At 60.0% G+C, this 26,243-nt stretch carries 25 protein-coding genes and 6 pseudogenes; 20 read left to right on the top strand and 11 right to left on the bottom strand.

Features of this window, described 5'->3' with window-relative positions:
- Nucleotide 1 precedes the first annotated feature (1 nt).
- Nucleotides 2–343, bottom strand: a complete 342-nt coding sequence (locus NCR93_RS29120) for a hypothetical protein (RefSeq protein ID WP_250532372.1) — start codon at nt 341–343, stop codon at nt 2–4.
- A gap of 206 nt (nt 344–549) precedes the next feature.
- Here NCR93_RS29120 and NCR93_RS29115 point away from each other — a divergent pair, with 206 nt between their 5' ends.
- The 9 genes from NCR93_RS29115 to NCR93_RS29075 all read left to right on the top strand — a co-directional run bounded on the left by NCR93_RS29115 (nt 550) and on the right by NCR93_RS29075 (nt 7,547).
- Nucleotides 550–795, top strand: coding sequence for an AbrB/MazE/SpoVT family DNA-binding domain-containing protein (locus NCR93_RS29115; protein ID WP_250532371.1), 246 nt, complete (start codon nt 550–552; stop codon nt 793–795).
- A complete protein-coding gene (locus NCR93_RS29110; RefSeq protein WP_250532370.1) occupies nt 792–1,190 on the top strand; it encodes a type II toxin-antitoxin system VapC family toxin in 399 nt (132 codons plus the stop codon). Before NCR93_RS29115 ends, NCR93_RS29110 begins: the two co-directional genes overlap by 4 nt.
- Before the next feature lie 966 nt (nt 1,191–2,156).
- Nucleotides 2,157–2,387 (top strand): tyrosine-type recombinase/integrase, encoded by a 231-nt coding sequence (locus tag NCR93_RS29105; protein ID WP_250532369.1) that lies wholly within the window; start codon nt 2,157–2,159, stop codon nt 2,385–2,387.
- 172 nt (nt 2,388–2,559) lie between these two features.
- The gene (locus NCR93_RS29100) at nt 2,560–2,727 is read left to right on the top strand and encodes a hypothetical protein (protein ID WP_250532368.1); all 168 of its coding nucleotides are present in this window, start codon (nt 2,560–2,562) and stop codon (nt 2,725–2,727) included.
- Nucleotides 2,728–2,739: 12 nt separating this feature from the next.
- On the top strand, nt 2,740–3,162 hold the full coding sequence (locus NCR93_RS29095) for a hypothetical protein (protein WP_250532367.1): 423 nt from the start codon (nt 2,740–2,742) through the stop codon (nt 3,160–3,162).
- A gap of 25 nt (nt 3,163–3,187) precedes the next feature.
- Nucleotides 3,188–3,385, top strand: coding sequence for a hypothetical protein (locus tag NCR93_RS29090; RefSeq protein ID WP_250532366.1), 198 nt, complete (start codon nt 3,188–3,190; stop codon nt 3,383–3,385).
- 19 nt (nt 3,386–3,404) lie between these two features.
- Nucleotides 3,405–3,887 (top strand): hypothetical protein, encoded by a 483-nt coding sequence (locus NCR93_RS29085; RefSeq protein ID WP_250532365.1) that lies wholly within the window; start codon nt 3,405–3,407, stop codon nt 3,885–3,887.
- Nucleotides 3,888–4,280: 393 nt separating this feature from the next.
- Nucleotides 4,281–5,267 carry an HNH endonuclease gene (locus NCR93_RS29080; protein WP_250532364.1) on the top strand — a complete coding sequence of 329 codons (987 nt, stop codon included), beginning with the start codon at nt 4,281–4,283 and terminating at the stop codon, nt 5,265–5,267.
- A 1,371-nt stretch (nt 5,268–6,638) separates the two neighbouring features.
- Nucleotides 6,639–7,547: a hypothetical protein gene (locus NCR93_RS29075; RefSeq protein ID WP_250532363.1), complete on the top strand. Its 909-nt coding sequence runs from the start codon at nt 6,639–6,641 to the stop codon at nt 7,545–7,547.
- A gap of 201 nt (nt 7,548–7,748) precedes the next feature.
- On the opposite strand, the pseudogene tnpC reads toward NCR93_RS29075, so the two are convergent.
- The 3 genes and pseudogenes from tnpC to NCR93_RS29060 form a co-directional block, all read right to left on the bottom strand.
- A pseudogene (gene tnpC / locus NCR93_RS29070) lies at nt 7,749–8,688 on the bottom strand (IS66 family transposase); the annotation flags it as partial.
- Between the two features lie 313 nt (nt 8,689–9,001).
- The gene (locus tag NCR93_RS29065; protein WP_250532362.1) at nt 9,002–9,229 is read right to left on the bottom strand and encodes a ribbon-helix-helix protein, CopG family; all 228 of its coding nucleotides are present in this window, start codon (nt 9,227–9,229) and stop codon (nt 9,002–9,004) included.
- Nucleotides 9,230–9,286: 57 nt separating this feature from the next.
- Nucleotides 9,287–9,535: a hypothetical protein gene (locus tag NCR93_RS29060; RefSeq protein WP_250532361.1), complete on the bottom strand. Its 249-nt coding sequence runs from the start codon at nt 9,533–9,535 to the stop codon at nt 9,287–9,289.
- 555 nt (nt 9,536–10,090) lie between these two features.
- On the opposite strand from NCR93_RS29060, the gene NCR93_RS29055 reads away from it, so the two are divergent.
- Together NCR93_RS29055 and NCR93_RS29050 are read left to right on the top strand one after the other, a co-directional pair.
- Nucleotides 10,091–10,390, top strand: coding sequence for a DUF4148 domain-containing protein (locus NCR93_RS29055; RefSeq protein ID WP_250532360.1), 300 nt, complete (start codon nt 10,091–10,093; stop codon nt 10,388–10,390).
- Nucleotides 10,391–11,151: 761 nt separating this feature from the next.
- Nucleotides 11,152–11,748 (top strand): hypothetical protein, encoded by a 597-nt coding sequence (locus tag NCR93_RS29050; RefSeq protein WP_250532359.1) that lies wholly within the window; start codon nt 11,152–11,154, stop codon nt 11,746–11,748.
- A gap of 325 nt (nt 11,749–12,073) precedes the next feature.
- Here the strand turns inward: NCR93_RS29050 and NCR93_RS29045 are convergent, their stop codons facing one another.
- Nucleotides 12,074–12,343 (bottom strand): cyclic-phosphate processing receiver domain-containing protein, encoded by a 270-nt coding sequence (locus NCR93_RS29045; protein ID WP_350029165.1) that lies wholly within the window; start codon nt 12,341–12,343, stop codon nt 12,074–12,076.
- Nucleotides 12,344–12,483: 140 nt separating this feature from the next.
- Here NCR93_RS29045 and NCR93_RS29040 point away from each other — a divergent pair.
- Nucleotides 12,484–12,645 (top strand): annotated as a pseudogene (locus NCR93_RS29040) (helix-turn-helix domain-containing protein); the annotation flags it as partial.
- Between the two features lie 92 nt (nt 12,646–12,737).
- Here the strand turns inward: NCR93_RS29040 and NCR93_RS32165 are convergent.
- On the bottom strand, nt 12,738–13,247 hold the full coding sequence (locus tag NCR93_RS32165) for a hypothetical protein (RefSeq protein ID WP_502799864.1): 510 nt from the start codon (nt 13,245–13,247) through the stop codon (nt 12,738–12,740).
- 310 nt (nt 13,248–13,557) lie between these two features.
- Here NCR93_RS32165 and NCR93_RS29030 point away from each other — a divergent pair, with 310 nt between their 5' ends.
- The 6 genes from NCR93_RS29030 to NCR93_RS29005 all read left to right on the top strand — a co-directional run bounded on the left by NCR93_RS29030 (nt 13,558) and on the right by NCR93_RS29005 (nt 20,637).
- Nucleotides 13,558–14,481 carry a hypothetical protein gene (locus tag NCR93_RS29030; protein ID WP_250532358.1) on the top strand — a complete coding sequence of 308 codons (924 nt, stop codon included), beginning with the start codon at nt 13,558–13,560 and terminating at the stop codon, nt 14,479–14,481.
- Nucleotides 14,482–14,502: 21 nt separating this feature from the next.
- A complete protein-coding gene (locus tag NCR93_RS29025; RefSeq protein WP_502799863.1) occupies nt 14,503–15,831 on the top strand; it encodes a hypothetical protein in 1,329 nt (442 codons plus the stop codon).
- A gap of 18 nt (nt 15,832–15,849) precedes the next feature.
- A complete protein-coding gene (locus NCR93_RS29020) occupies nt 15,850–17,919 on the top strand; it encodes an 8-amino-7-oxononanoate synthase (RefSeq protein WP_250532356.1) in 2,070 nt (689 codons plus the stop codon).
- Nucleotides 17,920–18,114: 195 nt separating this feature from the next.
- Nucleotides 18,115–19,083, top strand: coding sequence for an 8-amino-7-oxononanoate synthase (locus NCR93_RS29015; protein ID WP_250532355.1), 969 nt, complete (start codon nt 18,115–18,117; stop codon nt 19,081–19,083).
- Entirely contained in the window at nt 19,076–19,867 is a 792-nt protein-coding gene (locus NCR93_RS29010) for a GIY-YIG nuclease family protein (protein WP_250532354.1), read from the top strand. The genes NCR93_RS29015 and NCR93_RS29010 overlap by 8 nt, the downstream gene beginning before the upstream one ends.
- Complete coding sequence (locus NCR93_RS29005; RefSeq protein WP_250532353.1) at nt 19,864–20,637, top strand: amidohydrolase family protein; 774 nt, start codon at nt 19,864–19,866, stop codon at nt 20,635–20,637. Before NCR93_RS29010 ends, NCR93_RS29005 begins: the two co-directional genes overlap by 4 nt.
- On the opposite strand, the gene NCR93_RS29000 is transcribed toward NCR93_RS29005, so the two are convergent.
- From NCR93_RS29000 to NCR93_RS28980, 5 genes and pseudogenes are all read right to left on the bottom strand, one after another.
- Complete coding sequence (locus NCR93_RS29000) at nt 20,634–21,902, bottom strand: sigma 54-interacting transcriptional regulator (RefSeq protein ID WP_250532352.1); 1,269 nt, start codon at nt 21,900–21,902, stop codon at nt 20,634–20,636. The genes NCR93_RS29005 and NCR93_RS29000 overlap by 4 nt on opposite strands.
- Nucleotides 21,903–22,380: 478 nt before the next feature.
- A complete protein-coding gene (locus NCR93_RS28995) occupies nt 22,381–23,994 on the bottom strand; it encodes a hypothetical protein (RefSeq protein ID WP_250532351.1) in 1,614 nt (537 codons plus the stop codon).
- A 309-nt stretch (nt 23,995–24,303) separates the two neighbouring features.
- A pseudogene (locus tag NCR93_RS28990) lies at nt 24,304–24,588 on the bottom strand (transposase); the annotation flags it as partial.
- Between the two features lie 277 nt (nt 24,589–24,865).
- Nucleotides 24,866–25,180 (bottom strand): annotated as a pseudogene (locus NCR93_RS28985) (IS66 family transposase); the annotation flags it as partial.
- A gap of 75 nt (nt 25,181–25,255) precedes the next feature.
- A pseudogene (locus NCR93_RS28980) lies at nt 25,256–25,423 on the bottom strand (transposase); the annotation flags it as partial.
- Between the two features lie 55 nt (nt 25,424–25,478).
- On the opposite strand from NCR93_RS28980, the pseudogene NCR93_RS28975 reads away from it, so the two are divergent.
- Together NCR93_RS28975 and NCR93_RS28970 are read left to right on the top strand one after the other, a co-directional pair.
- Nucleotides 25,479–25,718 (top strand): annotated as a pseudogene (locus NCR93_RS28975) (AbrB/MazE/SpoVT family DNA-binding domain-containing protein); the annotation flags it as partial.
- Nucleotides 25,719–25,902: 184 nt separating this feature from the next.
- Entirely contained in the window at nt 25,903–26,130 is a 228-nt protein-coding gene (locus NCR93_RS28970) for a hypothetical protein (RefSeq protein ID WP_250532350.1), read from the top strand.
- Nucleotides 26,131–26,243 lie beyond the last annotated feature (113 nt).

Genomic DNA, 26,243 nt, shown 5'->3' with positions numbered 1-26,243 from the left:
GTCATTCCTCAAGATCTGCTCGTTTAAGCCGAATTTCGACGACGGGTGGCTCGAAATCACTCGTGCTATCTTCAGGGTGCTGCGCCAGTGCGTCGGCCAGCGATTGCCGGGATCGGTGCGAAGCGACCGAGATCAGCACCTCGCCACCGTCGACATCAAACGTCACAATCTCACGACGTCCGTCCGGATACTCTTTCACGCAGGTACCGGTGGGAGTGTCCGACTCGGAATAGTAAATCGCGCGACCCGCGGCCAAATGTTCTCTGGCAGCAGAGCCATCATCGTTCGCCAGTGCGCGTTCAAAGTCATCCCAGTCATCTGGGCTCGGATCCTGGAGATTCATCGTGTCTTTTGTTGTCGAGTCCCGTTCGGCTCATTGAAGCACGCTTCAGCGGCGCGGGCAAATGCGACTAACCGTCAAACATAGATGTGCCAGTGCGACGCACGCACTGGCGTGCACTTGCCAATTGCGCGCGTGATCGGCGTCAACGGTTAGCCCTTGTTTTTCGGCTTGCCTTACCATAAAGTAAGGAATAATGGAGGTTCATCATGACAGCAGCAACTATCACCTCAAAGGGCCAGGTCACGATCCCTATAGACGTGCGCAATCAGCTTGGCTTGCAGTCCGGCGACCGGATCGAATTCAGCTTCAATGAGGCAACGGGCCGGTATGAGGTCTATGCGGCCACGCGCTCGCTTTCGTCTCTCAAGGGTATCGTGAAGAAGCCTGCGAAATCAGTCTCGATCGAGGACATGAACCGGGCCATCGCCGAGCAGGGGGCGTCCGCGCGATGATTGGACTGGATACGAACGTGCTAGTCCGTTACTTCGCACAGGACGACGCGGTGCAGTCAAAGAAGGCGACGGCGCTGATGGATTCCCTATCTGCGGAACGACCGGGATACGTCTCGCAGGTCGCACTGGTTGAGGTCGTGTGGGTGCTCGGGCGGTGCTATGGCGTCGAGCGCGAGCAGATGAAGGACATCGTCGATTCGATGATCGGCACCAAGGAACTGGTCGTTGAGGCTGCTGACACGGTGCGAAAGGCTTTGCGCGTTTTTGTGGCATCTGGGAAAGCGGATTTCGCGGACTGCCTAATCGAGCGGTCGGGGCATGTCGCGGAGTGCGAGTACACGGCCACTTTCGACGTGACGGCCTCGAAGGTTGCCGGGATGCAGTTGATCAAGTAATGACGAGCTCGGGCCGATATGAAGTCAGCAGCGCGCGCAAAGCCGGTGAAGAAGTGTGCCTTCTTCGTTTCCGTTCGCTGAACTGAGGGGCCGCACCGGGCCGCTCATGTCTTGTCATTGCTTGACGCGCCCGGGTTCAGGTCGCGTCGCAACTTCTCATCTTCCGGTCAACCGCCTGCGGTCGGAGCGTGTCTTTCAAACGCTGCGCTTGTCGGTGCCGTTGCGTTGTCATGACGGGCGCTCGGGCGACGCTCGAAAGGTTAATGAATCCGGGGAACGTGCCGATTCCCCACGGCGAACGGGCCTCGCCGCGCGCCGAAAGGCCAAAAGGTTAGAAAATCCGGGGCGGTCGCGTCCAGCGGTCGGCATCAGCGTCGCAGCGTCTGCGCCTATTTTACGAGGAAGTGAGACACGGCGGCCGTTATATTGGAAAGGAGCGCCACGCGTTTTTCCTCTCGTAACAGGATCGGTTTTCGAGCATATTCCGAGATAGGAAACACGGAACCCAAACGCGCTAAAGTTCTCACTCCCGCCCGCTTTCGCCATCTGCTTCAGGTCACCGACGCAACCAGCGATTCCCCGAACGAGACACCCTAATTCTCCTACTCGGATTGACGTGCGGCATGCGCACTACCGAAATCGCTCGGCTCGAAGTTCGCGATGTGCTCACAAAGACCGGCGCGCGTCGCGAGAAGTCAGCTTACGCGCCTAAATCGCAAAGGGCTGTCGCGCGCGATGCGTGTACCTGTCGCACCATCTGACGATCAAAGCGTTCGACCGCTACGTCGAATGGCGCTAACAACGCTGTGCAGGCACGGCCATCGACCGACGCGGTTATCGTGGGCTAATGCCGGAAACGCGTCTAATCGTCACGCAGAAGGGTGGTGCATTCGAACTGACCGCCAGACGGCGCACAAACCTTCGAGGTGAGGCGGTCGAATACCCGAATACCTAGCCGCCGACAGTTTGCAAAGCTACGTCACCGGACTGTACAGGGCTGCGGGGCTTGCAGCGGGCCACAGTAGTCACAGCGGCCGTCGAACCGTTGGAAGTCGCCTCGTAGCGCTGGGACACTCGCTGGATACAGTTCAGTTGCTTTTCGGCCATGCGGAACTCGATCATGTCGCCCCGTACGTGGAACTATCTGACCAAGAACTGCGCGACGCTATAGCTGCGTTAGATGCCGGCTTCGACTAAAGAAAACGCCGAGCCTGCCGTTATCACCCTGATACTCCGATGAGATGTCTCAGAGTATCATTGTGCTACTTTGTTCGCGATCATTTTGAGGTAGTAGGTGAGGCCAGCACAGTTCAAGGAGATTCAAGCGGAATTGGGGTGGACCCATGCTCAAACAGCATCGGCGCTTGGCATGTCCGAAGTCAGCGTAAAGCGCATTGCAACGGGCGCTCAGGTCATCACGGATCAGACAGCAAGGATGCTTGTTGGGCTGTTATTGCTACAGAAAGAAGGCTTGACAAAGAAGTACGCCAAGCTCCTTGGCAGGTATCATAGTGATACTAAAATAGAGGCTCGTTGAGTATCCGGAAAAATGAAAGGTTCTGCAATGCGCCGCCACTCCGTGTTGATCGCTGCCGCCGCACTCGCAGCGTGCTCCACCAGCCCCGTGCCGCTGAGCAGCGCGAAGCCCGTGCCGGCCGGTCGCCTGATCTCGACCACGTTCACGACGCCGAGCGACAGCGGCCAGAAAATCACAGTCATCCGCAATGCGGGCGCCTATGCTGGCTCGTTCTCCAGTCTCGTGCTGTCCGTAGACGGCAAGGAGACCGCCGAGCTGTCGCCGGGCGAGGCGCTGCCGCTCTACCTGCCGGAAGGGCAGCATCTGCTGACCGCAACGTTCAAGATCTCCGCGCTCGCACCGGCCTCGCTGCTCGTGGTGACGCCCAGTCGGTTCCCGATCGTGCGCTTTGACATGGACTCGGGCGGCGCTCGTTTGCAGCCCGCGACAGAATAAGACGCCAGAACACGGAAAAAGAGCTATGAGTAACGGCATAACACCGGCCATAGGCGCGACGCTGGAAGCTGCGCATCGTCAAATCATGCAGGAATTCCCGCAGGCCAATCCGGTCGCTGTCGAGGCGTTTGTGAAAGCGCAGTTTCACCAGGCAAATGCAACGCAATCGGTTCTACGCTCGGATGTGATCGTCAGCAATTACCGGCGCGCTACCGCTCAGTAGATCGGAGAACGGGAGAGATATGGGCATACCCAAAGACGATGCGTCCGCCGATCTCATTGCGGCGGTTTTCCAACTGTTGAACTCGTCCGGATTTGGCGATTCGTACGAGAAGGTCCTTCCGAATGGCTGGAAAATCACTGCGTTCGGCAGCTTCGTCGGAAATGCATTTCTCGGAAACGTAAATCGGGCGCTCTACGAGAAGCTGTCGATGAGCCTTGAGGGAAAAGGGACAACTCACGTCTTCTTTTCGGGGGCGGCAGTTGCTCGAGATCTCGGCGAGGCAGTCGCGCTGCTCTCCGCCCTGTCAACGACACCCGACCTCCTTAAGTGCCCGAAATGTGACGTGTGCTTCGTCCATACAAAGTCTCCTATGCACGGTGGAAAGCAGTTTCGGCCGTTCCTGTCATGCGACGGCATGACCATCGAGCGAACCGGCAGGGGAAAAGGGCCGCTTTGCACCGGAGCGTCAAATCGAATTCCTGCGCTTGTGACGCATCGCTAACCCACCGGAAAACGAGGACGCGAAAGCGAAGGACCAGACAATGATGAAGGCCATACTCAGGATAGCAGTGCTCTCGGTCGCAGGCCTAGCAAGTGGCTGTGTGACCGGCCAGAAGATGGGTGATGTTCACGAGGGAATGTCAAAAGCCGAGGTCGTCTCGATTCTTGGAAACCCAGACGGGTTTCAACGAAGCGGCGAGTATGAGGCGTTGCGCTATTCCGATCGCTTGATCAGTGGATGGTCGTGGAACCGGGCTGACTACACGGTAATTCTTCAAAATGACCGCGTGAGCGCATACGGTCCAGGACAAGTGCGCGAAGAGCGGCCCGGCGTATTGATCTTGGTCCCTGCTCGATAGCAAACCGCCGCGTTACGGAGTGTGGAGGGAACCAGTTGACAGAGAACAAACGCGCCTTTCGCAGCACAGAAAGCCTCGTCGAAGAAGCAGTGACACGCGATGCCATCGGGCCGTTCCTAACAGAGCGCGGCTACTCGGTTCTGCGCGATCACCGCACACAGACAGGCACCGCAATTGCGCAGTTTTTGCGTGTGCAGGCGCCCGATGGTCAGACGCTGCAGATGCGAGTTCGCTTGTGCTGGCGCCGCACCGACGAACGTGCGAACCAGGGGAAAATCGCGGCCGCGCAATTGCGCGCTCGATTGATCAATGATAGCTGGGATGACACGCTCGCTTTCGTAGTCGAGCGTGACCGGGCTGAGGGAAATACACATCACCTCTTTGTTCAGCGCGATGGTTTGGACATCGCTTACGCCGCGCTAATTCCCCGAGACGAACTTGCGCCGATTTGGCGCCGTCAGCGCGATGTGAGCGCCGGCTTGATCGCCAAGGGACTGCTCGGCAGGATGTCGAAGAATCACGCGATGAACGGCACTAGCCCGACAATCTGGCTCCAGGACGATCGTAAGGCACATGGTCATGAGGTCGCGGACGTACTCTGGAGCTGGCCCGGTGTTATTGATTTGGCCAAGCTGGCAGTTGCACCGGCAAAGATCGACGAGACCGGTGACGACACTTTCGATGACTGCCCAGTTGGTGACGCGTGGCTCATCGGCAGCGACGGTGCCGAGCGTCGTGGCGTGGTGCGTTCTGAGGTCAAACGCGATCCGCTCGTTCGCCGCGCGGTGCTTGCGCGCACAAGCGGTTGTGAGCGCGCCGGCTGCGGGCAGAAGCTGCATTACAAAGAGTTCCTTGACGTGCACCACATCCTCGGAGTGGAGAAGGGAGACCGCGTCTGGAACTGCGTCGCCTTGTGCCCGAATTGCCATCGGGATGCCCATTACTCCCCTAACGCGGCGGCACTGAACCTCCAGTTGCTGAAATATGCGGAGCAGTACCGTCCACCGCACGACCACGAATAGAAAACAAAGTACCGAATGGCACGAAAGATTTTTATGCCCCAGCACGCCGGCGAGATTGAAACTGCGGTAGAGGGCAACGGGTTCCGCTACTCGATGGCGTATTTAACGGTGAAGAGAGGCCGGCAACGCACTCGGCTGTTCGTGATCGAAGCGTCGCGTGCAGCCCTAGCGGTGCTGAGGCTAACGCTCTCGTCCTCCAACATCAGTCCACTCGGCGGATGGTGATTTGGAACGAAAACGACATGAAAGACGTGAAATTCATGCAAACGTGCGACACCTGCGGGACTAACTATCAGTTCGGGCCGCGCCGGTACGAAGGCAGGACCGTCCCGAAATACCGAATCAATGTATGCATGACATGCTGGCAGGCAAATTCGGATGTGGCTGGGCTCCGCGTCTGGAGCCGAGGTAACGGCAAAGCTGAATGCAAGAGGGGCACCCTTGTCCCCGCGTAACGCGGAAGGCTTGCTGCCTCGCGACTAGGAAAACACGTTCTCGCATGCGAGAACTCGGAAAACGCGACTATCAATAAGCCTTCAGGCGACGAATAGTGGCTGTTGCGAACGGGCTCATTGCTGAGTTCGTGCATTAATAACTCTCTAATTAGAAAAGCGATGGGATCAGTGTTTAGCTACATCATTCTCGCGGCCGTGATCGGCGTTCCGTACTACCACATTCGCCGGAAGCAGAAGTTGAAGGCGAAAAGCTACAAGTGGTACCGGGCGACGTATCCCGAGGCAATGAAGGGAAACCGTGTCGCTTGCCACAGTTGCGGGGACGATCGAGTGCAGGTCCGTAACGTCATGCGAAAGACGTTTATGCGTGAGCACTTCTGCGGACAGTGCGGCGAGAGCCTGTACTACAGCGCGGAAGGGAAAATCTGACTAATCGGAAACTGCATATTGCATGACCAATACCAATAAAACTATGCGTAGAACACTCGGGGAATTTTGCTGGACAAGGTTTGCAGTGCGCGGCTGCTCTGTGGCTGTGGTTATGGCTTTTACGCTTGCGGCGTGTGGAGGCGGTAGCGGCGGTACGACAGCGCAGTCCTCATCACCCGCGACGAGCACAGGCGGCACTGGCGCGACTAACGCACCGTCTGGACAGACTTCGGCAAGCGGAGTCGTTGTTGCTTCGCAATCTCCCGCCATAAAGAACACCATCGCCTCAGGTGTGTTCACGCGTTGGATCGAAGGCACCGTCAATCCGAACGTCGTCGTCGGTTCGGCCGGTAATCAAACGATCGTTGCGTCGCCTAACTACCCGAACGATCCGCCCGTCTGGACTGGAACAGCGTTCGTCGCACACGCAATGTATACGCCGTACGCTCGGCCAGGTGCACCAAATTGGAATGCCTTGCAGGGTACGATGCCGTACCTCTCGTCGTCCGACGGCATCAACTGGACCGCAGGATATACAACGATCCCGAACCCGCTTGGCGCTGGGAACTACATGGAAGTGCAGCATATAGCGTCTGACGGCAAGGGCGTCATTGCAGCATACGGCATCGATGTCTCGGAGAGTTCCACAATCGGTGAAGGAGAGCTTTTCGTCGCCTTTGCAGACGTTGCCACGATGACTTGGCGGGTCGCGTTACTTGGTGTTAAGTCCACGTTGTCGGCGCCGCTCGGAGAGGGCGTGTCATACGCCTACGGCCGGTGGTACGTGAGCTATCCCGCTGTGTCGAGCGACGGAATAACGAGCGCGTATATCGAGTCGGCTGACGGCATCGCGTGGCAACCTTCCGGCGCTCGAAGCGTGAGGTTCCTTAGCAACTTCAAAGGTGACACGCTGTACCGCAGCGAACGAGCCACGTCCACGGATTTGATTACGTGGGTGCCTTACGCGCCTGCGGCGGACCTGAGCTATACCTACTCGACGCCGAACACGAACAGCTCGATCTCGAGCAGCAAGGCAATAGTATTTACGCCGGTCGGCAAAACGCTAGGCGCGGGCACTACGCCCGTTCGAGGCAACACGCTCGTTTCGCTGGACGGGAAAACGTGGCTGGAAGGCGTCATCAACGGGTCCGCAAGTGCGGCGTTCACCTGTAGCGATCGGTTGTTCATGGCGCAGTACGGATACGGGACGGCGGTCGCCTTTCTGTCCGACGACGGGCTGAACTGGACGCAGACTACGCTCCCGACTCTAACGGCGAACGCAGCCGATCCCGCTGCGGGAGAGTACTACCTTACCGGGGGGTGCTTGCCAACGATCGGGCGGGCGTTCCTCTTTACTCGCGGACTCTCGGGAAATCGCGTCTTCTACTCTGGTTAGGAAAACGGGGGAAAGGTAAGCGACTCGGCACGACCGTATCTCAGTGCCGAATATTTCGACGCATGGCGCAAGCAATACCGTGAAGGAAAGCTGGTCATTCCTGCACTCGAAGCTGCGCCGAGCGTGCCCGTGTTTGCCGGCGACGCGTTGAAGCGCGCAGCAGTTGCGAAGTGACGTCTGGCAGAAGGGATCAAAGGAGACGGGTGCAGACCCGTGCAGATGCTTCGCGGCGTTCCAGGGCAACAATTCGTCAATGCGGTTGGCCTGATGATTCAGCAATGTGCGTCAGTACGTATTCGAGGTAGGTGCGTGGATTGAGGTCGTTCAATTTGCACGAGCCGATGAGGCTGTACATTGCGGCGGCTCGTTCTCCACCGCTGTCGGAGCCTGCGAACATAAAATTGCGCCGACCAAGGGCTACACATCTCAAGGCATTTTCGGCGAGCACGTTGCTTATCTCGACGCGTCCATCCTCACAGAATAGTGTGAGTCCATCCCAGCGATTCAGACAGTAGTGAATCGCTTCGACTAATGGCGCCTTCGGCCAAAGCGTCGCTAGCTTCTCTCTCATCGTCATCTCGATGGCGCCGAGCAGTGGTTTGCTCTTTTCCTGCCTGACGCGTTGTCGCTCATCGGGTGGTTTGCCGCGGACAGCCGCCTCGATTTCGTAGAGATCGCCGATCATATCAAGCCATCGCTTCGTGGTGTCCGACGGGGTTGTCTCGTGCACATTGAATAATTGAATACATAGCGTCGAGCGTGGTCCCAGCAGGATGCCAGTCGAACTTTGCCACTTTCGTTCAACTCGTTGAAGCCGGCGTAGCCGTCGCACTGAAGGACGCCTTCGAATTCGGCAAGATGGGTCTGAGGGTGGACACCTTTGCGGTCCGGCGAGTACGCGAACCAGACGGCAGCAGGTTCGCTCGAACCTGAGCGACGATCATCGCGCACGTAGACCCATAATCGGCCGGTCTTGGTCTTCTTGTTCCCGGGTGCGAGCACCGGAATCGGCGTGTCGTCGGCATGGAGCTTTGCCGTCGCCATCGTGTAGCGACGCAAGGCTTCTGTGAGCAGCCTTGCAGAGTTCCTCGCATTGCCCGACCCAACGCGCTGTGGTGGCCCGATCGAGACGCACGCCGTCGCCGCAATGAAGCTGTATCCGGGGATCGACCTGTCACAGGACGCCACCCTTTATAGCCGGCACGTCCAAACCTTTGATAACGACTATGCAGCGATCGATGCGAAGGCAAGCGCCCTCAGGCGGAAGGGAGCGTCGCTTGCGACGAAGGAGGACGAAATGGCTCGCATGTGCCAATAGGTATTGCGCGCCTCCTCGACACTGTGCGCCGCCTGGAACCAGCAGCTGAGCGACTCCGTGCGCTTCCTGTAGCTGCTATGCGTCTCAAGCTGCGCATCGCAGCAGAACGGTGCTTAGCGCCGGCACTCGCCGCTTGTTAAAAAAGCGGCAGTCGTGTATCGGTGCCGTCACTGTCACGAAGAATGACGGTGGCACCCTTCTCCTGTTGAGTTAGCACGAAATCACATACCGCGAGCGCTCGCCGGATCACTTCCGACATACTGTCCGCATGCATGCGATCACGTAGCGCCTCGATCTGTTCCTTGACCTCGACGGACATATCCAGATTGAGGCGAACTTTCGGCTGCTTTCGTGCTGCGCGCATTTGAGTCCCAGTTACTAGATAACGCGCGGCATTCAAGAGACCGCGCGTGCATACCTGCTAGCCGTTCCCCCGTCCGCCGACAATGCCGAGCAATGTGATAGCGACAAGGGCTGCATAAATGATCGATGCCGGCAGATTCTTGTATGCATCGATCCCGACGACGCCGGCGACAGCCACGATGGCCAAGTTAGGCCTCCTGAAACCGGCCAAATGACCAACCATTGCGGCCGGCCAGCCTGCAGTCTCATGCACGTCGAGATCTGCGTATTTATCCAGAAACTTTTCCAGTTCCTTTTTCGGTTCCATTCTTGTTCTCCGGGGCGGTGAACTGCCGCGGAGAACGCGGAGCGCAGCCCCCACGAGTCTCTTCCTAGGTGACCATCACCTTGGATCTCAAGGGCGTACGCTCCGTGTCTCCATTGCGCCCTCAGGGCCGGCAATCGGCTTGCCTGGTCTGGTGGAGAAACAGCGGGGCAGGTACTTCTGCTGCCGCGACGGCTAACCGTCGCCCTTCTGTCTTTTTCTTGCGCTCGCGGCTGGAGAGGGCGCATGACGCTCTACACCGCAAGGCAACTGTATTGTTCATCACAATTCCGTCCTCGGTAACCGAGGACATGAAGATAATATACACAAGCTTTGTGGGTGACACAAGAGTGCGTTAGTGTGAACTGCTACGAAGATTTGACAGCTTGCAGCCCTTTGACGCCTCGCTTGGCTTTAATGCGACATAGGGTTATCCCGTATAGGACAACAATTTGTTGACGAAACGCTCATTAATCTTAAGCGGGCGCTTACCTATACTGAGATCACTTAAACGCAAACAGGGCTGTTTGCGAAGAACAAGATCTGGAGGTAAGCATCATGAAACTCGCAACTCTCATTGTCGCCGCTGCACTCGCCGTCCCGGCAGTCTCTTCCTTCGCGCAAAGCCAACCGCTTACGCGCGCGCAGGTGAAGGCGGAACTGGTGCAGCTTGAACGCGCTGGCTACAACCCGAGCATGGATCGCACGACTTACCCGGCGCAGATCCAAGCCGCCGAAGCGAGGGTCGCCGCTCAGAACGGCCAGAACAGCTACGGTGGGGTCGCGGACACCGCGTCGGCATCGGGCGGTCCCGCGCACACCGGCAACAGCATCGCGCCGGTCTATTTCGGCCACTAAGCCGATCGGAAGCGCCCGAGTCGCAATCTGAAGTACAAGAGAACTGGCCGCTGTCGGAATCGACATTCGGCCAGTTCGCTTTTCAGCACCTCCGCTGTCGCGCCTAAACCGACGGCTTGCCCAGCGAGCCCGCTGGGTTTTTTTCGGCGACCGCTCTTTCCAAAACTTTCGACCTCCCGTCTTTGTAACCGGACGCGCGAAGCCTTGCATCGTATTCTTCAGCGCTGACGTAGCAGTGGGCCCAACCATTGGTCGGGGCCGCCACACCTCAGTTACCTATGGCTCCCTGCCAAAGAGCGTCGAGGACGAGCAACTGATTGCGCAACTCCGATCGCATTCCTCGCGATCTTCGTCAGCACAATCCCCCAGTAGGTCCTCGCGGACTCGACTTCGCGTCGCCATATCGTGCGCCTCGTTCGGTCAGCTTGTTTCCCATCCGGCAACATTAATTGAGGGTAAATGCCGATTGTACTGTTATGTATATAGGCAAACTACACTTTTGCAAAATGTAACGGCGCTTCAAATTTTGGGATTGGTTCCATCGTCCAGACGTGCTACAGATGGCGCGCGGGCGGTTGTTAAAGCGGCGTCTCAAGTATCAGATTCTCACAAAATGTGCGGCGCAACAAATCGCCGAACGTAGCGAAATGTAGTTAAAGTACATTCCATCGCTTCGTTGCAGGCCTTCCAACAAGTGAGGACTCCGAATTTAATTCGGATCGACATCTGAGAGGCCTACCCTTTCATATGTGGAGTTCATCATGGAACGTCTGAATAGCAACGCCCATCGCGTTTCGCTGATTAAGCGCAGTTTTCTCGTGATCGGGATCGCGGCGAGCGGTTTGATCGCAGTGTCGGCACATGCCTGCGATCTCAGTGACGGCGGATTCCTCGCTGCCGTCGGCAAATGCGTCGCGCCTCAAGCAACTCCGCTCTTCAACGCGGCCGATCAGTTCAACGCCCAAACCAAAATTGCTGAACGTGCCGCCATCGCGGGTGCCAACGCAATCTATCCGGGCGCGGGCAATGTGCTCGGAGCTGGTATGGCGCTACAGCAGGCCGGCGCGTTCTCGGGGGGAGCCGGTTTCCAACCGCGCCCCATGCCGCCGATCGGCCCCTTGCCGGCTCCCATGGGCGGCATGCCGCCTTTCGGGCAGCCGAGTTTCGGCGGAGTTCCGTTTCCGGCTCCGATGCCGGCGCCGATGGCGCAACCGTTTCAACCCCCGATGACTGTGGCAATGGGCACGCATTGCGCAGCGCCCAACTTTGGTGTGGTCCCGACCATGCCCGCGCCGGTCGGCTCGTTTTGCGTTCTCCCGACTCCGATTGGAGCGGTGCAGGGCCGCATGGTCTACTAAACAGATGAAACCGATTAGGCCAGTTCGGATCGAGCTGGCCTAATCGAACGTCACGAGATCGCCAAGACCGTCCGACGGCTACATCACTCTGCCCGTCGCTGTCCCATGCCCATCACTCTTGCTTTCTCAGCCGGGCATGTTGGGGATAGGGCGCCTATCGGATGCAGTTCGGCCCATACGAGCACCATGTAACCCGTCCATCCGGTGCAGTGCACCACCACGGTCGCCTCTGCTTCTGTTGCGTTAGCATGAAACCGCAAACGGCGAGCGTCCGGCGGATCACGTTCGACATGCACACGCGTGCATGCGGTTCAGTTTGAATGCGCTAGCTGCGTGGAGTACGGTCTACGTCAGTCCCAGCAGGTCGCTGACGCTGCGCAACCAGCCGTTCGATGGTCGCGATACCCGCTCGCATCTTGAGTGTGGCCGACGAATTGGCCGAATGTACGGCGATCTTTGGTGGAGCGAATCCATGAAGCGCGACCGCTTCCTCAATCCAAAGAATCACGTCATAGCCGGTACCGCGTGCATCATCGCCCAAGTCGTGATCGAGACTGAGTTCGTCGACTTGGCCGGACTGAAGTAAGGCAATCACTTCATCTGGCCAGCGGGCGCGAACCCAACGTCCGGCGTCGCACGCTCATCATCGAGAAAGACCTTCATTGACGAACGCCTCGCGCGGCAGTTTGATTGGACGATTCAAGTCCGAATGTGCCGCATGCACAGGTGCAAGCCATGCCTGGAACCTACGTGACGGACCAGCAGGTCCGACTCTATATGAGCAAGCGCAAACATCACACTCAGGAAGTCGCCGCGGCGATGGCGGGCATGAGCGTTCGCACGGCCCGGCGCATTGAGCATGACGACCGTCTGCCGTCGCAGAAGCCACCGCGCGCGCAAAGCGACCCGATCGGTGCTGCTAAGCGTAACCTCGACACCTAGCGCCGGTGCTTGGTTCGGTGTCGATTAGAGATGGTAACTGATGAAGCTTAACGAGCCGCGCCAACTGATACTGGCCCTTCCAAACGCAACGAGAACAGGCCACATCGAGATGGAGCGAGGATCGCAGCAAAATCTTTGAATACATCGCCGAAGACAACCCCACGGCCGCGATCGAGCTGGACGACGAGATAGGAAGGAAGACCGACGCCCTGCCGCTGCATCGTGAAAAATACCGCATCGACCGCGTGCGCGGCACCCGCGAAATGGTGTTGGCTCTCAATGGCGTATCGCATCCTGAAGCGCAAAGCCGTTATTGAAATTGTGCGTATAGTCGGCGCACAGCAGAATACGGACGGCGGGCGAAAGCATGACGAACGGAAGCATCGGCCTGGGCGACGTGGCAGCGCGAGCGAGCTGTCCGCTTCTTGTTCGACGCGATCAGCCATCGTAAAACCCGCCACTCCGGCGCCGCCGGTAGTTCGTCGTCTCCGGTGGCCAAGGTAACTGTTAAAGGACCGGCTAAGATAGTTGTTGTTCTCTAAATCGGTCTGCTTCATCGTGGCGAACTTCGATTTTGCTGCGAATCTCACACGCCAACTGAGTCTGGATTCGTCACCGCGTCGGTCTCGGCGAAGCCGAGTTGCAGGCACGGCGAGCCGGTCTTGCCTCGATCTTACGAAACTTGCTTCGCATTTCGCGCTATGTGCTTGCCCGTCATGCGAAGGGAGATTCGCGCAAGCGCGCCTCGCGCATGTCGACCACCCCGAAAATCAAGGCTTATGCATTTCACGGCCGCTTGGTACGACCTGTGCAATGACGAAAGCGCGCGGGACTTCGCTCTCGCCAATTTCGGTCAAGGAGAGGCAAATGCACGATATCGGCACTTCCAGGCCAGGCGGTTGGGGCCCTGGCTACAACGAGTTGGAACAGGAGCTGTCCCCGGAACTGGCTGGCGAGTTCGGTCAGGAACTGGGAGGCGAATTCGAAACGGAATTTGGGTCGCAGTTCGAAGCGGGCGATAGTGAATTCGAGAACGAGTTCGAGAGCGAGGTGTCCGGCGAAATGCAGGAACTTGAACTCGCCGCCGAACTGTTGGCGGTCAACAATGAACAGGAGCTCGAACAATTTCTCGGCGGCCTAATCAAGTCCGTTGGAAGGGTCGCAACGAACTTCGCAAAGTCGTCGGCCGGCAAGGCGCTAGGCGGGATTCTCCGCACCGCGGTTAAGTCGGCGTTGCCTGTGGTCGGCAGCGCGCTCGGCAACATGGTCGTGCCGGGGGCCGGTGGTCTGATCGGCGGCAAGCTGGCCGGTATGGCGGGCAGCGCGCTCGGCCTCGAGCTTGAGGGACTCAGCAACGAGGACCGCGAGTTTGAGGTCGCTCGCCGGGTGGTGCGCATCGGCCAGCACGCCGCACGTCATTTGGCAACAATGCCGCCACATGTCCCTCCGGCGCGGGCGGCCCGCATCGCGTTCCTGCGCGGCGCCCGCCAGGTGGCGCCGGGGCTGCTGACGGCGATGCGGACGATCTCGCAGAACGGCGTGGCAGCCGCACGTCAGGCCGCGACACCGATCTTCGGGCCGCCGACGACGCAGGCCTTCACGCCGCTGCCGACTGGCAACGGCATCGCGCGTTACGGCCAGCCGGGTGTAATCGAGAGTGGCGTGAGTTGCCCGTCCTGCGGGACGGCGGTCCAGCATGTGACGCAAATGCCACGCAGCGGCGTCTGGCGTCGCTCTCGCAGCGGCCGCGCAATCATCCTCTATCTGGCCGCGCCGCGTCCCGCGTATTGACGGCATTCCGAGGTCGGCACTATGAATTCCTGTACCCAGGCCATGCGGCTGCTCGAACAGGAAGTGCTCGGTATCCGGGCACGCCTCGACGCGCAACTGCCCTATGCGCTGCAAATGCCCATGGTGCCCGCCGCGAACATCAGTGATGAAGCGATGAGCGCGATTGAACGCCATATGCAGGCGGCCCGCCAGCAGCTGCGGCTGCGCATTGCACACTTCCTGCATCGGCTGCGACAACTGCATCCGACGCCGCACAACACCGCCGTCGCGCAACGTCACTATGCGCTGCTGAAACTGTATTTCCACGCGGCACTCACGCACTTCGAAATCTTTGCCGAAGTGCTGACGCAGCGCGGCCAGCACGGCACAGGCATCTGGCTCGCGGGCCTCGATGTCGCCGCGCAGGACGGGCTCAGGCAGGCAGGCGTCACGCCGTCGACACCGCCGGTGATCTGCTATGTCGAGCGCGGACACGGTGGCGCGATCCGGCGAGCCCGCACGCGCCTACCGGGCGGCGGGGCAAATCCGGTGGCGGTGATCCGGATTCCACGCGAGCGCATGGTCGGCACGGGTATAGCGGCTTCGCTGTTTCACGAGGTTGGGCATCAGGCGGCCGCGTTGCTGGACCTCGTGAACGCGTACCGGCGCGCGTCCGTCCCGCGGGTGGCCAACGGAGCCGAGTGGTGGCGCGCATGGGACCGCTGGATTAGCGAGATTCTCGCCGACCTGTGGGCCGTGTCGCGGGTCGGTATCGCCGCGACTTGCGGACTGATGAGCGTCGTGAGCCTGCCGCGCGCATTCGTGTTGCGGGTCAATCTCGACGATCCGCATCCCGCGCCGTGGATTCGCGTCAAGCTGTCGATCGCGATGGGCCGCGCACTCTATCCTCATCCCCAATGGAACGAGCTCGAGCAGGTCTGGGAGCGGCTCTACCCGCGCGAGCAGATGAGCGCGAGCCAGCGCAAGACATTCGACGCGCTCGATAGGAGTGTGCCAGTCTTCGTCGACACCTTGTTGGCGCTGCGTCCGCCCGCGCTGCGCGGCCGCAGCCTCGGCGACGCGCTGCACCTGCCCGACCGGCATCCGCAACGTCTGCTCGAGCTCTGGCAACACGTTAGGTTGCGCCCGCAGCAGCTTCTCGCAAACACGCCGACGCTCGCGTTCGCGGTACTCGGCCAGGCGCGATACAGCGGCATGCTGCCGGCCAACGACGAACTGCGGATCATTGCCGCTCTGCTGCAGCGCTGGGCGCTCGCCGGTTATCTCCCGTGGAAAGCAGACAGCATGCAGCTGAGCGTGGTGCTGAACCAGCGCCGTACGGCGCCGCTTTCGATGGCCGCACATCCATGATTTACCAGGAGAGACGCGATGGAACCCATCCGTGTGCATTACAGACTCAAACCGACCATTGACGAACAAGCCGGCACTTTCACGGTGCCTGATATCGAGAAACTCACCGCAGACCACAAGTGGGTTCACATCACGCTCGATCCGACTCTGCCCAAGCGGACGTATGCCCTGGGCGAACAGGCGGAAGAGATGGTCGGCGTGAAAGCAGATCAAGAGGGCCGGAGCAGAAGCAAACAAGAGGTTTCGAATGAGATCGACGCACTGCTATTCGAACTGCTCGACGGCGACATTGACACCATTCACGTATTCAGAAAGATCAAGAGCCGGCTGATGGAAGAAGGGCGCGTCGAACTCCTGGGCAGCTTTACCATACCGCTCCCGCAGTCGGATCCGCAGGCGGCGGATGCTGGTCAGTCGGCCGCACCGACAGGGGCCGCCGGGGCTCCGCTACCTGTCTTCACGGCATCCGCCGCGGGTTCCGGCATTCTGCCGCCGCCCGTGCCGGACCTCGATCCAAACTCGGGCCCAGTGGCGCCCAACAGCTATGTGATCAAGAACCCGATCACGCTGCAACGGACCACCCGTCCGCTGAGCGGCGACATTGCGCTGTGGCTGATGATCAAACTGAACGCGGACATGCTCGGCTGGCGCAACTACACGGACAGGCTCGCGCTCCTGTTCGGTCCGGATGGGATGGGCGCGCCTGCGCCGACGTCGGCGAACGATCCTTCGTTTCCGATCTTCAGTGGCGCGCAACAGCTGAGTCGGCGTCGCTTCCTGCCCTTCACCGACACCGAGGCATATCGCGCGTTGCGCGTCGCCACCGAAGCATTCGTCGTGACGTGGGGCGGCGTGGTGCCAAGCAGCGACGACTTTCCGAAGATCGCGGAACTACTCGGCAGCGATCCTTACGCGCTCTATCTCGCGAGCACGCGTCTGGGCATCAGCATCGAGCAGCCCCAGGTCAATGCGCTCGCCAAACAGTATTTCGGAATGAGCCTGCCGCCTTCCGTGCCGTACCTGCAGCGCGTGGTCGACGGTCTCAACGGTACGGACAGCCAAGTCCCCGCGCTGGCCGCGCAGTCGGCCAACGCGGCAGCGCCACAGATCGTAATGCAGCCGCAGGCGCCGATCGTCCCGTCGCCGGTCAACCATTGCGGCGAAGGGTGCCTCTGGCTCGGCCATCTCAATCAGGATTTCTCAGCGAAGCTGATGCGCCCACCGCTGATCGAACTGATCTGGAGCTACTGGATGGAAGAAATGCAGCTCGTGCAGACGATGAACGCGATCTCGCGGCGTTTCCAGAACGTGTCCGGCGGCCCGCGTGATCCGCTGATCCAGCTCGAGCTCGACGCCGTTCGTCCGCTCAACAACATGATCTGGGGCTGGGTGCAGGACGAGCAGTCGCGGCTGCCGATTGAGCGGCGCGCCGCCGAATATCAGCACGAGTACGGCTTCCGACTGTTTGGCCGCGCCGTGCCGACGACGCATGCGGCAGACGTGCGCAGCAAGTTCCTAGCAGCCTTCCATACGCTGCTGAACCTGTGCGTGCCATTCTTCCGCCAGGCCGACGACACGACCGTCGTGCCGGACGGCTTCCCGCTGCTCAACGCGCTGCGCGAAGTACACCTGATCCTGTCGGAAGGCGCGCACAACCAATTCCGTGAATTGCCGAGCACCTCGCGCATTGAGATGCTGATGCAGCAGTGGATCTTGGCGCGGCCGGAGTTTCGCGAATTCTTGCCGCGCCGCGCGATGATCGCGTATCCGGAGCCGTGGATGCATTCGGTCGAAAGCATGCGCAAGCTTCAGGGCTGGGGCGACACCAACACCTACCAGTTCTGGCAGCTGGCCACGACCGGCGAGCAGATCGTCTCTTCGATCCGCTGGGGCAACTGGAATTCGATCGACGACCCGAACAACGCGGCGAACTGGGCCGCCTTCTTCCGCCCCGAGATCCAGACCTACATCCACTCCTATCGTGCCGTAACCGGCGTCGATGTCAGCGCCGACCCGGTCGACGTGCAGGTGCCTGGCATGCATCTGATGCGCCGGATGCAGGAGCAGCAGAGGATCAAGGCGGCGTGAGCGGACGCGCGACTACGGAACCACGACGCCATGCTCGACTTCGCCTCTGCGCTCTATTTCGGCCTGCGCCATCCGTCCCTTCAGACGGGAGACTATGCCGCGTTGACGACAGGTGTGCCGGCGTCGCTCGCGGTCGCGCCGCTCGCTCGCATGGTCGGCTCGCGAGCCGCGGCACTGCAAGGATGCGAAGCAGGCATGGTCGCGCCATCGACCCTGCATTTATCGATCGACGTGATCGAGTGGCTCGGCGGGACGCACGCGCTGCTGGCGGACGAAGCGCTATATCCGGTGCTGCGGTGGGGGCTGCAACGCGTGATGGGCATTGGCGTGCCGGTCCGCTGGTTTCGCCACGGCGACCCGGCCGACCTGGCGCAGCGAATGCGCCAGCAGCGCAGCGGGCTGCCGCCCGCGATCATCGTCGATGCAACCTCCGCGGCGGGCGAGCCCGCGCCGGTCGCGCGTTATGTGGCGCTCGCGCGCCGGCGCGGCGGCCTCGTCGCAATTGATCAGAGCCAGGTGCTCGGGCTGTTCGGCCACCGTCCCTCGGCGTCGCATCCGTGGGGCATGGGCGGCGGCGGGCTGCTGCCCTATACGGGCATTGGAGCCAACGAACGCGTGCTGCTGATCGCGTCATGGGCGAAGGCGTTCGGCGCGCCGCTCGCGACCTTATGCGGCCCCACCGCGATCGTCGGCGCAATCGCGCGAACCGGCCCGACACAGTCGCATTGCAGCGCGGCCTGCGAGGCAGCATTGCACGCCGCGCTTAACGCGATGGCCGTCAATCGACGCGATGGCGAAGTGCTGCGCGCGGCGCTGATCGAGCGCATCGCCCGCCTCGAGTCAGGATTGCGCACGCTCGCCGTCACCCGGCTGCACGACCTGCGCGCGCTGCGGCGCGGACATCCGTTGCAACAGTTCCGGCTCGGCTCACCGGAGCGCACTCGGGCGCTGCACGCGAGCCTGCGGGCGCAAGGCATCCGCACCGCGCTGCTGCAGCAAGAATCTCGCTATGCCATAGCGGTCGTAGTTCGGGCCAATCACAGCGGGACGGATATCGACGCGCTGATGCACGCGATGGCATCGCTTGCGCACACGTTGCCGCGGCCGGCGGTCGCGCGCGCCGCTACCCGTTCGCTACCGATGGAGGAGTTCGAGCATGTTTAAGACCTCGGAAGGTGAAACGCTGGACCTCGCGCCGTGGCGGATGCGCCGCTTCGTCAGGCTCCTCGCCGAAGCCCGCAGCTATCCTGCCGACACGCCGCCTCACGTGCTGATCCAGGACCTGCGGCAGATCATCGCCCGGGCGCGGCGCGTAAAAACAGAACCGCGGATCGGCACCGCCCGCTTCCAGAGTTCCGCTGCCTGCTGCAATGCGTGCCTGCTTGCCCGTCAGCGTGATGGCATGCTTTCGCTGCTCGGCCTGAGCTTCACGCCGGGACCGTATGGTATGCGAACCGATTCGTTCGCCTCATCCGGATCCAGCACGCCGGCTCGCGACTTCGAACTCGAATTTGAGGATATCGTCAGGTCTGCTAGGCTGGACCTCGCATGGTCCAAGTGGCAACCGCTCGCCGATGCAATATCGGGCGTGAGCGGGTCCGGCGTCTACCTGCTCACGCGCAATCAGCGGCCGGTCTATGTGGGGCAGTCGGACGCGCTGAAGCTACGTCTCGGACAGCATCTTTGGTTTTCGCAATGCCACCGTGACCCCGGCAAATTCGGTGTATGGACGGCTAACGTGCCCGCGAAGCATATGAGCACGGTCGAGCATACGCTCGTGCGCGCATTGCGCCAGCGCGTGTCGAACGTCCTGCTGCAGAAGCAGTTCACTGTGGGGCCCGGCGGACTGAGGATCACAAACCTGCTGCCCACGGGAGTAGACTCGCCTCACGCCCCCGGCAATCAGGCGGTTCGTAACAAGGATGAAACTTTCGAGTGGTCGCCATGATCATCGACTTCCACGTACACGCGGGCGATGGCGACGGCATGACCGGACCTTGGGACACGTGTGCGCCGCTCGCCGCCTACATACGCCGCGCCGACGAAGCCGGCATTGCGCGCTCGGTGCTGCTGCCCGTGTTCCAATCGGACTACGTGTTGGGCAACCGGCAGGTCGCCGCGATCGTGCGCAGCAATCCCCGACGCTGGATCGGCTTCGCGATGGTGCATGCCGATCGCGACCGCGAGCGGATTCACGAAATGATTCGCGAGGCGGTTGTTGATCTCGGCCTACGCGGCATTAAGGTGCACCGTCATGATGCACGCATTCATCGGCAAGTCTGCGACGCGGCGCGCCGTTGGCGACTGCCGGTACTGTACGATCCGGGCGCTGAAACAGGCGCCCTGAACCTGCTCGCGCAGACTCATCCGGATGTCGCTTTCGTCTTCGCCCACCTGGGCAGCTTCGCCGACGACTGGGCCGCGCAACGACAGGTCATCGAGCTGATCTCCCGTCACCCGAACCTTTTTGCGGATACCGCAGGCGTGCGCCGCTTCGATCTGCTTGAAGAGGCGCTAGGGCGGGCCGGACCGGGCAAGCTGCTCTTTGGTTCCGATGGGCCGTGGCTGCATCCCGGACTCGAGCTCGCCAAGATACGCGCGCTGCATGCACGGCCCGGCGCGTTCGCACAGATGACGGGTGGCAACGCGGTCCGGCTCCTGCAGCGCGTGCGCGTTGCTGGAGCTGCTCACGTCGCGCGCGCGGCGACGATTGCCTAACCGGCTTCGGAACTGCGTCCCTGCCGGCGCAGTTGCAGCGCGCGCGGGGTGATCTGCAACAGCTCGGCAGTGCGGCCGGTACTGCCGGCCCGGCGTGCAGCAGCCTGCACCGCGAGCGACTCGGCCAGTTGACCGATGTTTTTCAGGCCGAGCCCCGCGTCGAGCGCGCTTTCGACCGCTCGGGCGAAGACCTGTTCCCAGTTATGCGCCCCATCCGGCGCGAGGACATCGAAGTCCGGTTCATCCAGGCAGCCGGTACTCAGTACGCGATAGCCACGCTGCCGGTCGGCCATGCGCAGCACGACGTTGCGCAGCTCCCGCACGTTGCCGCGATACTCGGAATCGACAAGTCGGTGCATCACTTCGGGCATCACTTCGGGAGCACTGTCGCTCTGTTCGGCCAGAAAGTGCCGCACCAGAAGCGGAATGTCGTCGCGACGCTCAGCGAGCGTCGGCGCGCGCACCATCCACTGCGCGATGCGAAAGTACAGATCGGCGCGGAACCGACCCGAGTTCACATCCGTCTCGAGGTTGCGGTTCGTCGCGCAGACAAGACGGAAGTCTGACCGCCGCCAATGGTCTTCGCCGACGCGCTTATACATGTGCTCCTGAATGACCCGTAGCAGCCGGGCCTGCAATGGCAGCTCAAGTTCGCCCACTTCGTCGAGAAACAACGTGCCGTGATCGGCCAGCGCCACGGCACCGTCGCGTGCAGTGAGCGCATGGGTAAAAGCACCTTTCACGTGTCCGAACAACTCGCTGCCGGACAGTTCCGGATTCAGTGTCGTACAGTCGACCACGACGAACGGGCCGCCGCGCCGCTCACGGTCGAGATCGTGAATCAGGCGGGCGAGCAATTCCTTGCCGCAGCCGCTCTCGCCGAGCAGCAAGCATGCGCCGCTGCCGAAGCGTCCGACCTCCGTGATCGCACGCAGGGTCTTGCGCCATACGGACGAATTGCCGACGGCACGCTTGCGCAGCCAGTCGGAGGCGAGTATGCCCTCCGTTTCCGCGAGACGATTGAGGCGCAGCGCCACTTCGCTGATCAGCGTGTCGTCCGTAGCGGCGACGATCAGGTCCCAGATCCGCGCCGGCCACCACTGCTCGTGCTGACAATGCAGTCTCGTGGTTGGCGTGCAGGCAATGATGAACGCGTCAGCCTGTGCGGCGTCGCGCAGCCATTCGCCCGCTGAATCGGACATATGCCGCGGGTGCGCGAACACGACGACTACAAGCGTTCCCGAGCCCGCGCCGGACAGGTCCACGCTGTCTTGCAGGCCATGCGAACGGAGCGAGGCGCCTAGCTTTTTCGGGTCTTCGTCACATAGAACGACACGCATCCCGCACCTCACAGCCAGCCGGTGGAGGGCGCTCCAGCCGCCCCTCGACCCGCTCATGCTAACGTTTCAGGCATGCCGGCGCACGCCCGGAAGCAGAACCAGGTCTGTATCGACATGCCGGAACGATCTTCTTTCGCTTAGCAATGCATAAATAGATGCGAAGCGACATCACCCGCCGCAAGATGCGCACGAGCTATCGTAGCCCACCTCGCCATCAACATCTTGAAGGCCACAATGGCGCCATTTCACGCCATGGCCTAGTGTCGATGGACGTCGTGTCGAACCTTCATAATATGTTGGCACGGCACAGGCGTACAACGTGATGGCACTCATTTTCTCCTCCTTGAACCCGTCGGCGAACGGCCCCACGTACGGCGTGACTCGCTGCGCTCGCCTTAATCTCCTACGTTCTGTCCGTTTGCTGTGAACGTGCTATGCCGCATGAGGCGGCATCAACCGCTTCGTCATCGGAGTGATTGGGCGCGCTACAACTGCGCCTGTAGAAGTGCGGGATTAGAAAGCCGATGCAAAGACCAATAGCAGCTGAATTGATGTAAATCTGACTTCGGTTCGGTTCTAGCCGCAGCTGGTAAAATGCTCGCAAATTATCGTCATTCTTAAAAAATTGCAGGACCAAAAACTGCACGAGGACTAAGAACCCAGCAAGCGCAAGGGCTTCTGCATAACGCAGCCATTTTGGAGGATCAGCCACTCCGAAATAGTCGTCCGCCGCCCATGCGATAGCGATTGTAGTAAAGAACGTCCCAACGTACCAAGGCCACCGTTGTATCGACTCATTCAACGCACGCGAAAACAGTCCCTCTTGGATAAGTAAATCCAGTGGATTTCCGGTGTTCGACCATACCATTCGGAGTATCAGAGCAGCGGGGGCCGATGCCGCAACGGCGAGGACGCCGCAAATCGCATACGCTGCGATCGGGCGGCGGCCGGGAAATTTCATTCGTGCGTATGGCCACGCGGCCTTGGGATAGATAGCCGCTGCGATCGAGATTCCGTAGATCATGGGAAGCAAGACCGCCAACCGAAAACTTGCTGCATCGGCGGCTCCATTTATTGCGCCAAGCAAAACAATTACGACTACCACTACAAAAAAAATCAAACCAATAACAAGGACGAGATCGTCGGCCCGCATTGGGTTAATCGGTTTGCTGACACTACAGAAACCAAGCTTGGCCAGAGTTGAGTAGCGACTATTTGGTGCCCACTCACATTCGAGTACGCCGCCGCTGACGAAGTCACACAACTCCTTGTAAACGGTATCAATTTCAGTGAGCAGTTTCTGTCTAAGAGGCGCCGCTAGGGAAGCGTGCTCGCTCATATCGAGCATCGCAAGCGTGTCACCTCTCAGGCTGATGCCCAACTTTTCGATCTGCTGATCGAACTCGGCCAGTTTTTCGCGCTGGCGGTCGGCAAACCTTGCAAACCGTGAATCCGGCCATCGGCGGACTGTTGCATAAAGGGCGACAGTTCTCGCCCATTTTCCAGACAGGGTGTTTTTTGGCAACGCGAGCCAGTCCGTTTTCACACCGAGACGATCTAGCGAGTCCCTTATGCTTTCTGCCGCCTCTTTCGGCGGCATGAATTCCCCGTTACGCAGTTTGCCGCTAAGTTCGCGGACTTCATATGGAATATTGCCGATTCGTTCGAACCATCTCTTCACCACTTCATCCAATTTTTTTAGAATCGGTGAATGCGGAAGGATAGAAGTGAGAAACAACGCCGTCAAAAGCGGCTTTGGCAGGTTATTTAATGTGGACGGGATTTCATCAATGCCGGCGAACGCTGCGAGCGCAGGCGCACTGGAGAATGCCTGACTAAGCACATAGTAAAGTAATAACATTGAAAGAACATAACCACTGCGAGCTATCCAATACCGAACGAAAGTCGTCGTCGGGCGCATCGGAAGTGGACTCTCGAATCTGTCGTTTGCGTATACCACGACGACAAACACGCCGATCAACCACTGCCAAAGGACCACTTCCTGACCGTGTGACATTTTGATTACCTCATTACGTCAGCCGAACCGGATTTCCTACGCGAGACCGCGGAGACGGGGTCCTGATTCTCTTCGATAATAGTTGAGCTAAGGGCGCTTTTTAAACTGCCTGCGCACCATAGTTGCGGTAGTTCTTTGTCCGACACGGTCTCTTAATGAGAGAGGCGATGGGCCCACACTTTACGTCCCTCATCGAGAGCGCGGGAGTGAGTTCAACCTGCGGTGTCTTTTACGCTTCGCGCATCATCCATAGATTGCCCAACGCAAATAATGTGGTGATCTGAGCCGCGTTCTTCGCCAGCCCACCGGACGGGTCATTGCACCGTCGAGGCCCGCGAATTCGCGATACAGCGGCACATCGTATAGGGCTGCTTCCATCGCTGGATTCGACAGACCGAACAACTGCCGCATGAAGTGAATGTGTAACATCGTCGCGATTGGCAATGGCGGCCGGCCGGTCTTCCCCATTGGGTGATGCGGCTCGATAAACTCCATCGGCCGCGACCACGGCACCACTCGTCTCATCTCGTCCAAATAACCCCGCTTGCGCGTGCGCTTGGTTGACATGTTCAATCCGAGATGAAGTTGTGTCATCGCGATGCCTCCAAGTCGCTGGTTCCGTAATAGTACTCCTTACGACCATTGCAGGCGGGTGCCAGAGGTTTCCTAACGTCTTGACATATCTTTTTTTCAGGACGAGCGTTCGCATCACTTTCGGATTCGAGATTCGCGTTCCTAAGGAAAGACGAAGTGGCTGATCAGATTTTCAAAGACGAACGGAAGACGACCCAGCAGGCGTTGGCAACTTGCAACAGGTGCAGGGACAATCCCGAAGTGAGCGGTGTATGGACGCACTCCTTCGTTCCATCGTTTCGGCATGCAGTACCGCCTGCTGCAACACTTCTTCGCGAAGTGCATCGACCAGAGGCTGCAGGCGCACGCCACACGCGCCAACCCAGGCGCCGAGCGTCGATTGCGCGATCGCCAGACCCGCCCGTGCAAAGATGCGCTCCTGTCGATATAGCGGCAGGTGATCGCTGTACTTGGCGACCAGCACCTGAGCCAGCAAGCCGGTGGTCGGGATGCCCTTGTCGATCACGTGCGGCGGCACCGCAGCCCGCACCAGCGCCTCGCATGTTTTGCACGCCCATTTTTCCCGGATGTGCCGCTCTACCGTGAACACGCCGACACGCCGGGCAAGCCTCCAGGCTGAGCATGGGACGGTTCCTCAAACTACTACAGGCAACTCAGAAATGCCGCTGCCCAGCGCCAGATACACCGCTTTGTTCTTGACAGTGCCTTCATCGCGAATCTTCAGCCGCAGCGCGTCGAAGTACACGATCGGATACATGGCCTCGAGCGGGCGTTGCTGCCATTGTTCGACATCGGCCAGCACCTCGCCTGTGACCGTCGAAATCAAATCGGGAGCAGGGGATCCCGATTCCCCATGTGTGTACCATAGAGTAAGGAAAATGGAGGGGTCAATGACAGCAGCAACTATCACTTCAAAAGGCCAGGTCACGATACCTATAGACGTGCGCAATCAGCTTGGCTTGCAGTCCGGCGACCGGATCGAATTCAGCTTTAACGAGGCAACGGGCCGGTATGAGGTCTATCCGTCCACGCGCTCGCTTGCGTCTCTCAAGGGCATCGTGAAGAAGCCTGCGAAATCAGTGTCGATCGAGGACATGAACCGGGCCATCGCCGAGCAGGGGGCGTCCGCCGACGATCGGACTGGATACGAACGTGCTGGTCCGTTACTTCGCATAGGACGACGCGGTGCAGTCGAAGAAGGCGACGGCGCTGATGGATTCCCTATCTGCGGAACGACCGGGATACGTCTCGCGGGTCGCACTGGTTGAGGTCATTTGGGTGCTTGGGCGGTGCTATGGCGTCGAGCGCGAACAGATGAAGGACATCGTCGATTCGATGATCGGATCGCCAGGCCAACAGCATCGACGAACTGTTGCCCTGGAACGTCGCGAAGCATCTCCTCCCATCTACACCTGCCTCGTTTTGATCCCTTCTGGCAGCGGCACGATGCGCCTGCCGCGTTCTTCGACGCTGGTCCAGGGAATTCTCAACGGCCCTCACGCGACGCTTCCTGCGAGCGCGCGTTCGCCAGCGGAGCGGTAGCGCACATTAACATGCAATGTTCATTGCCAAAACGTTGTTGCATCACTAATGTTTGACGGTTGTCTGCCGTCAGTTGCACAGATGTTCACATACTGCTTCGAGGATGGAAGGCG

The organism is Caballeronia sp. ATUFL_F1_KS39 (assembly GCF_023630985.1).
GTDB classification, from domain to species: domain Bacteria; phylum Pseudomonadota; class Gammaproteobacteria; order Burkholderiales; family Burkholderiaceae; genus Caballeronia; species Caballeronia zhejiangensis.
Note: the sequence above shows the minus strand (reverse complement) of the source record. Positions and strands in the feature narration are given on the sequence as shown.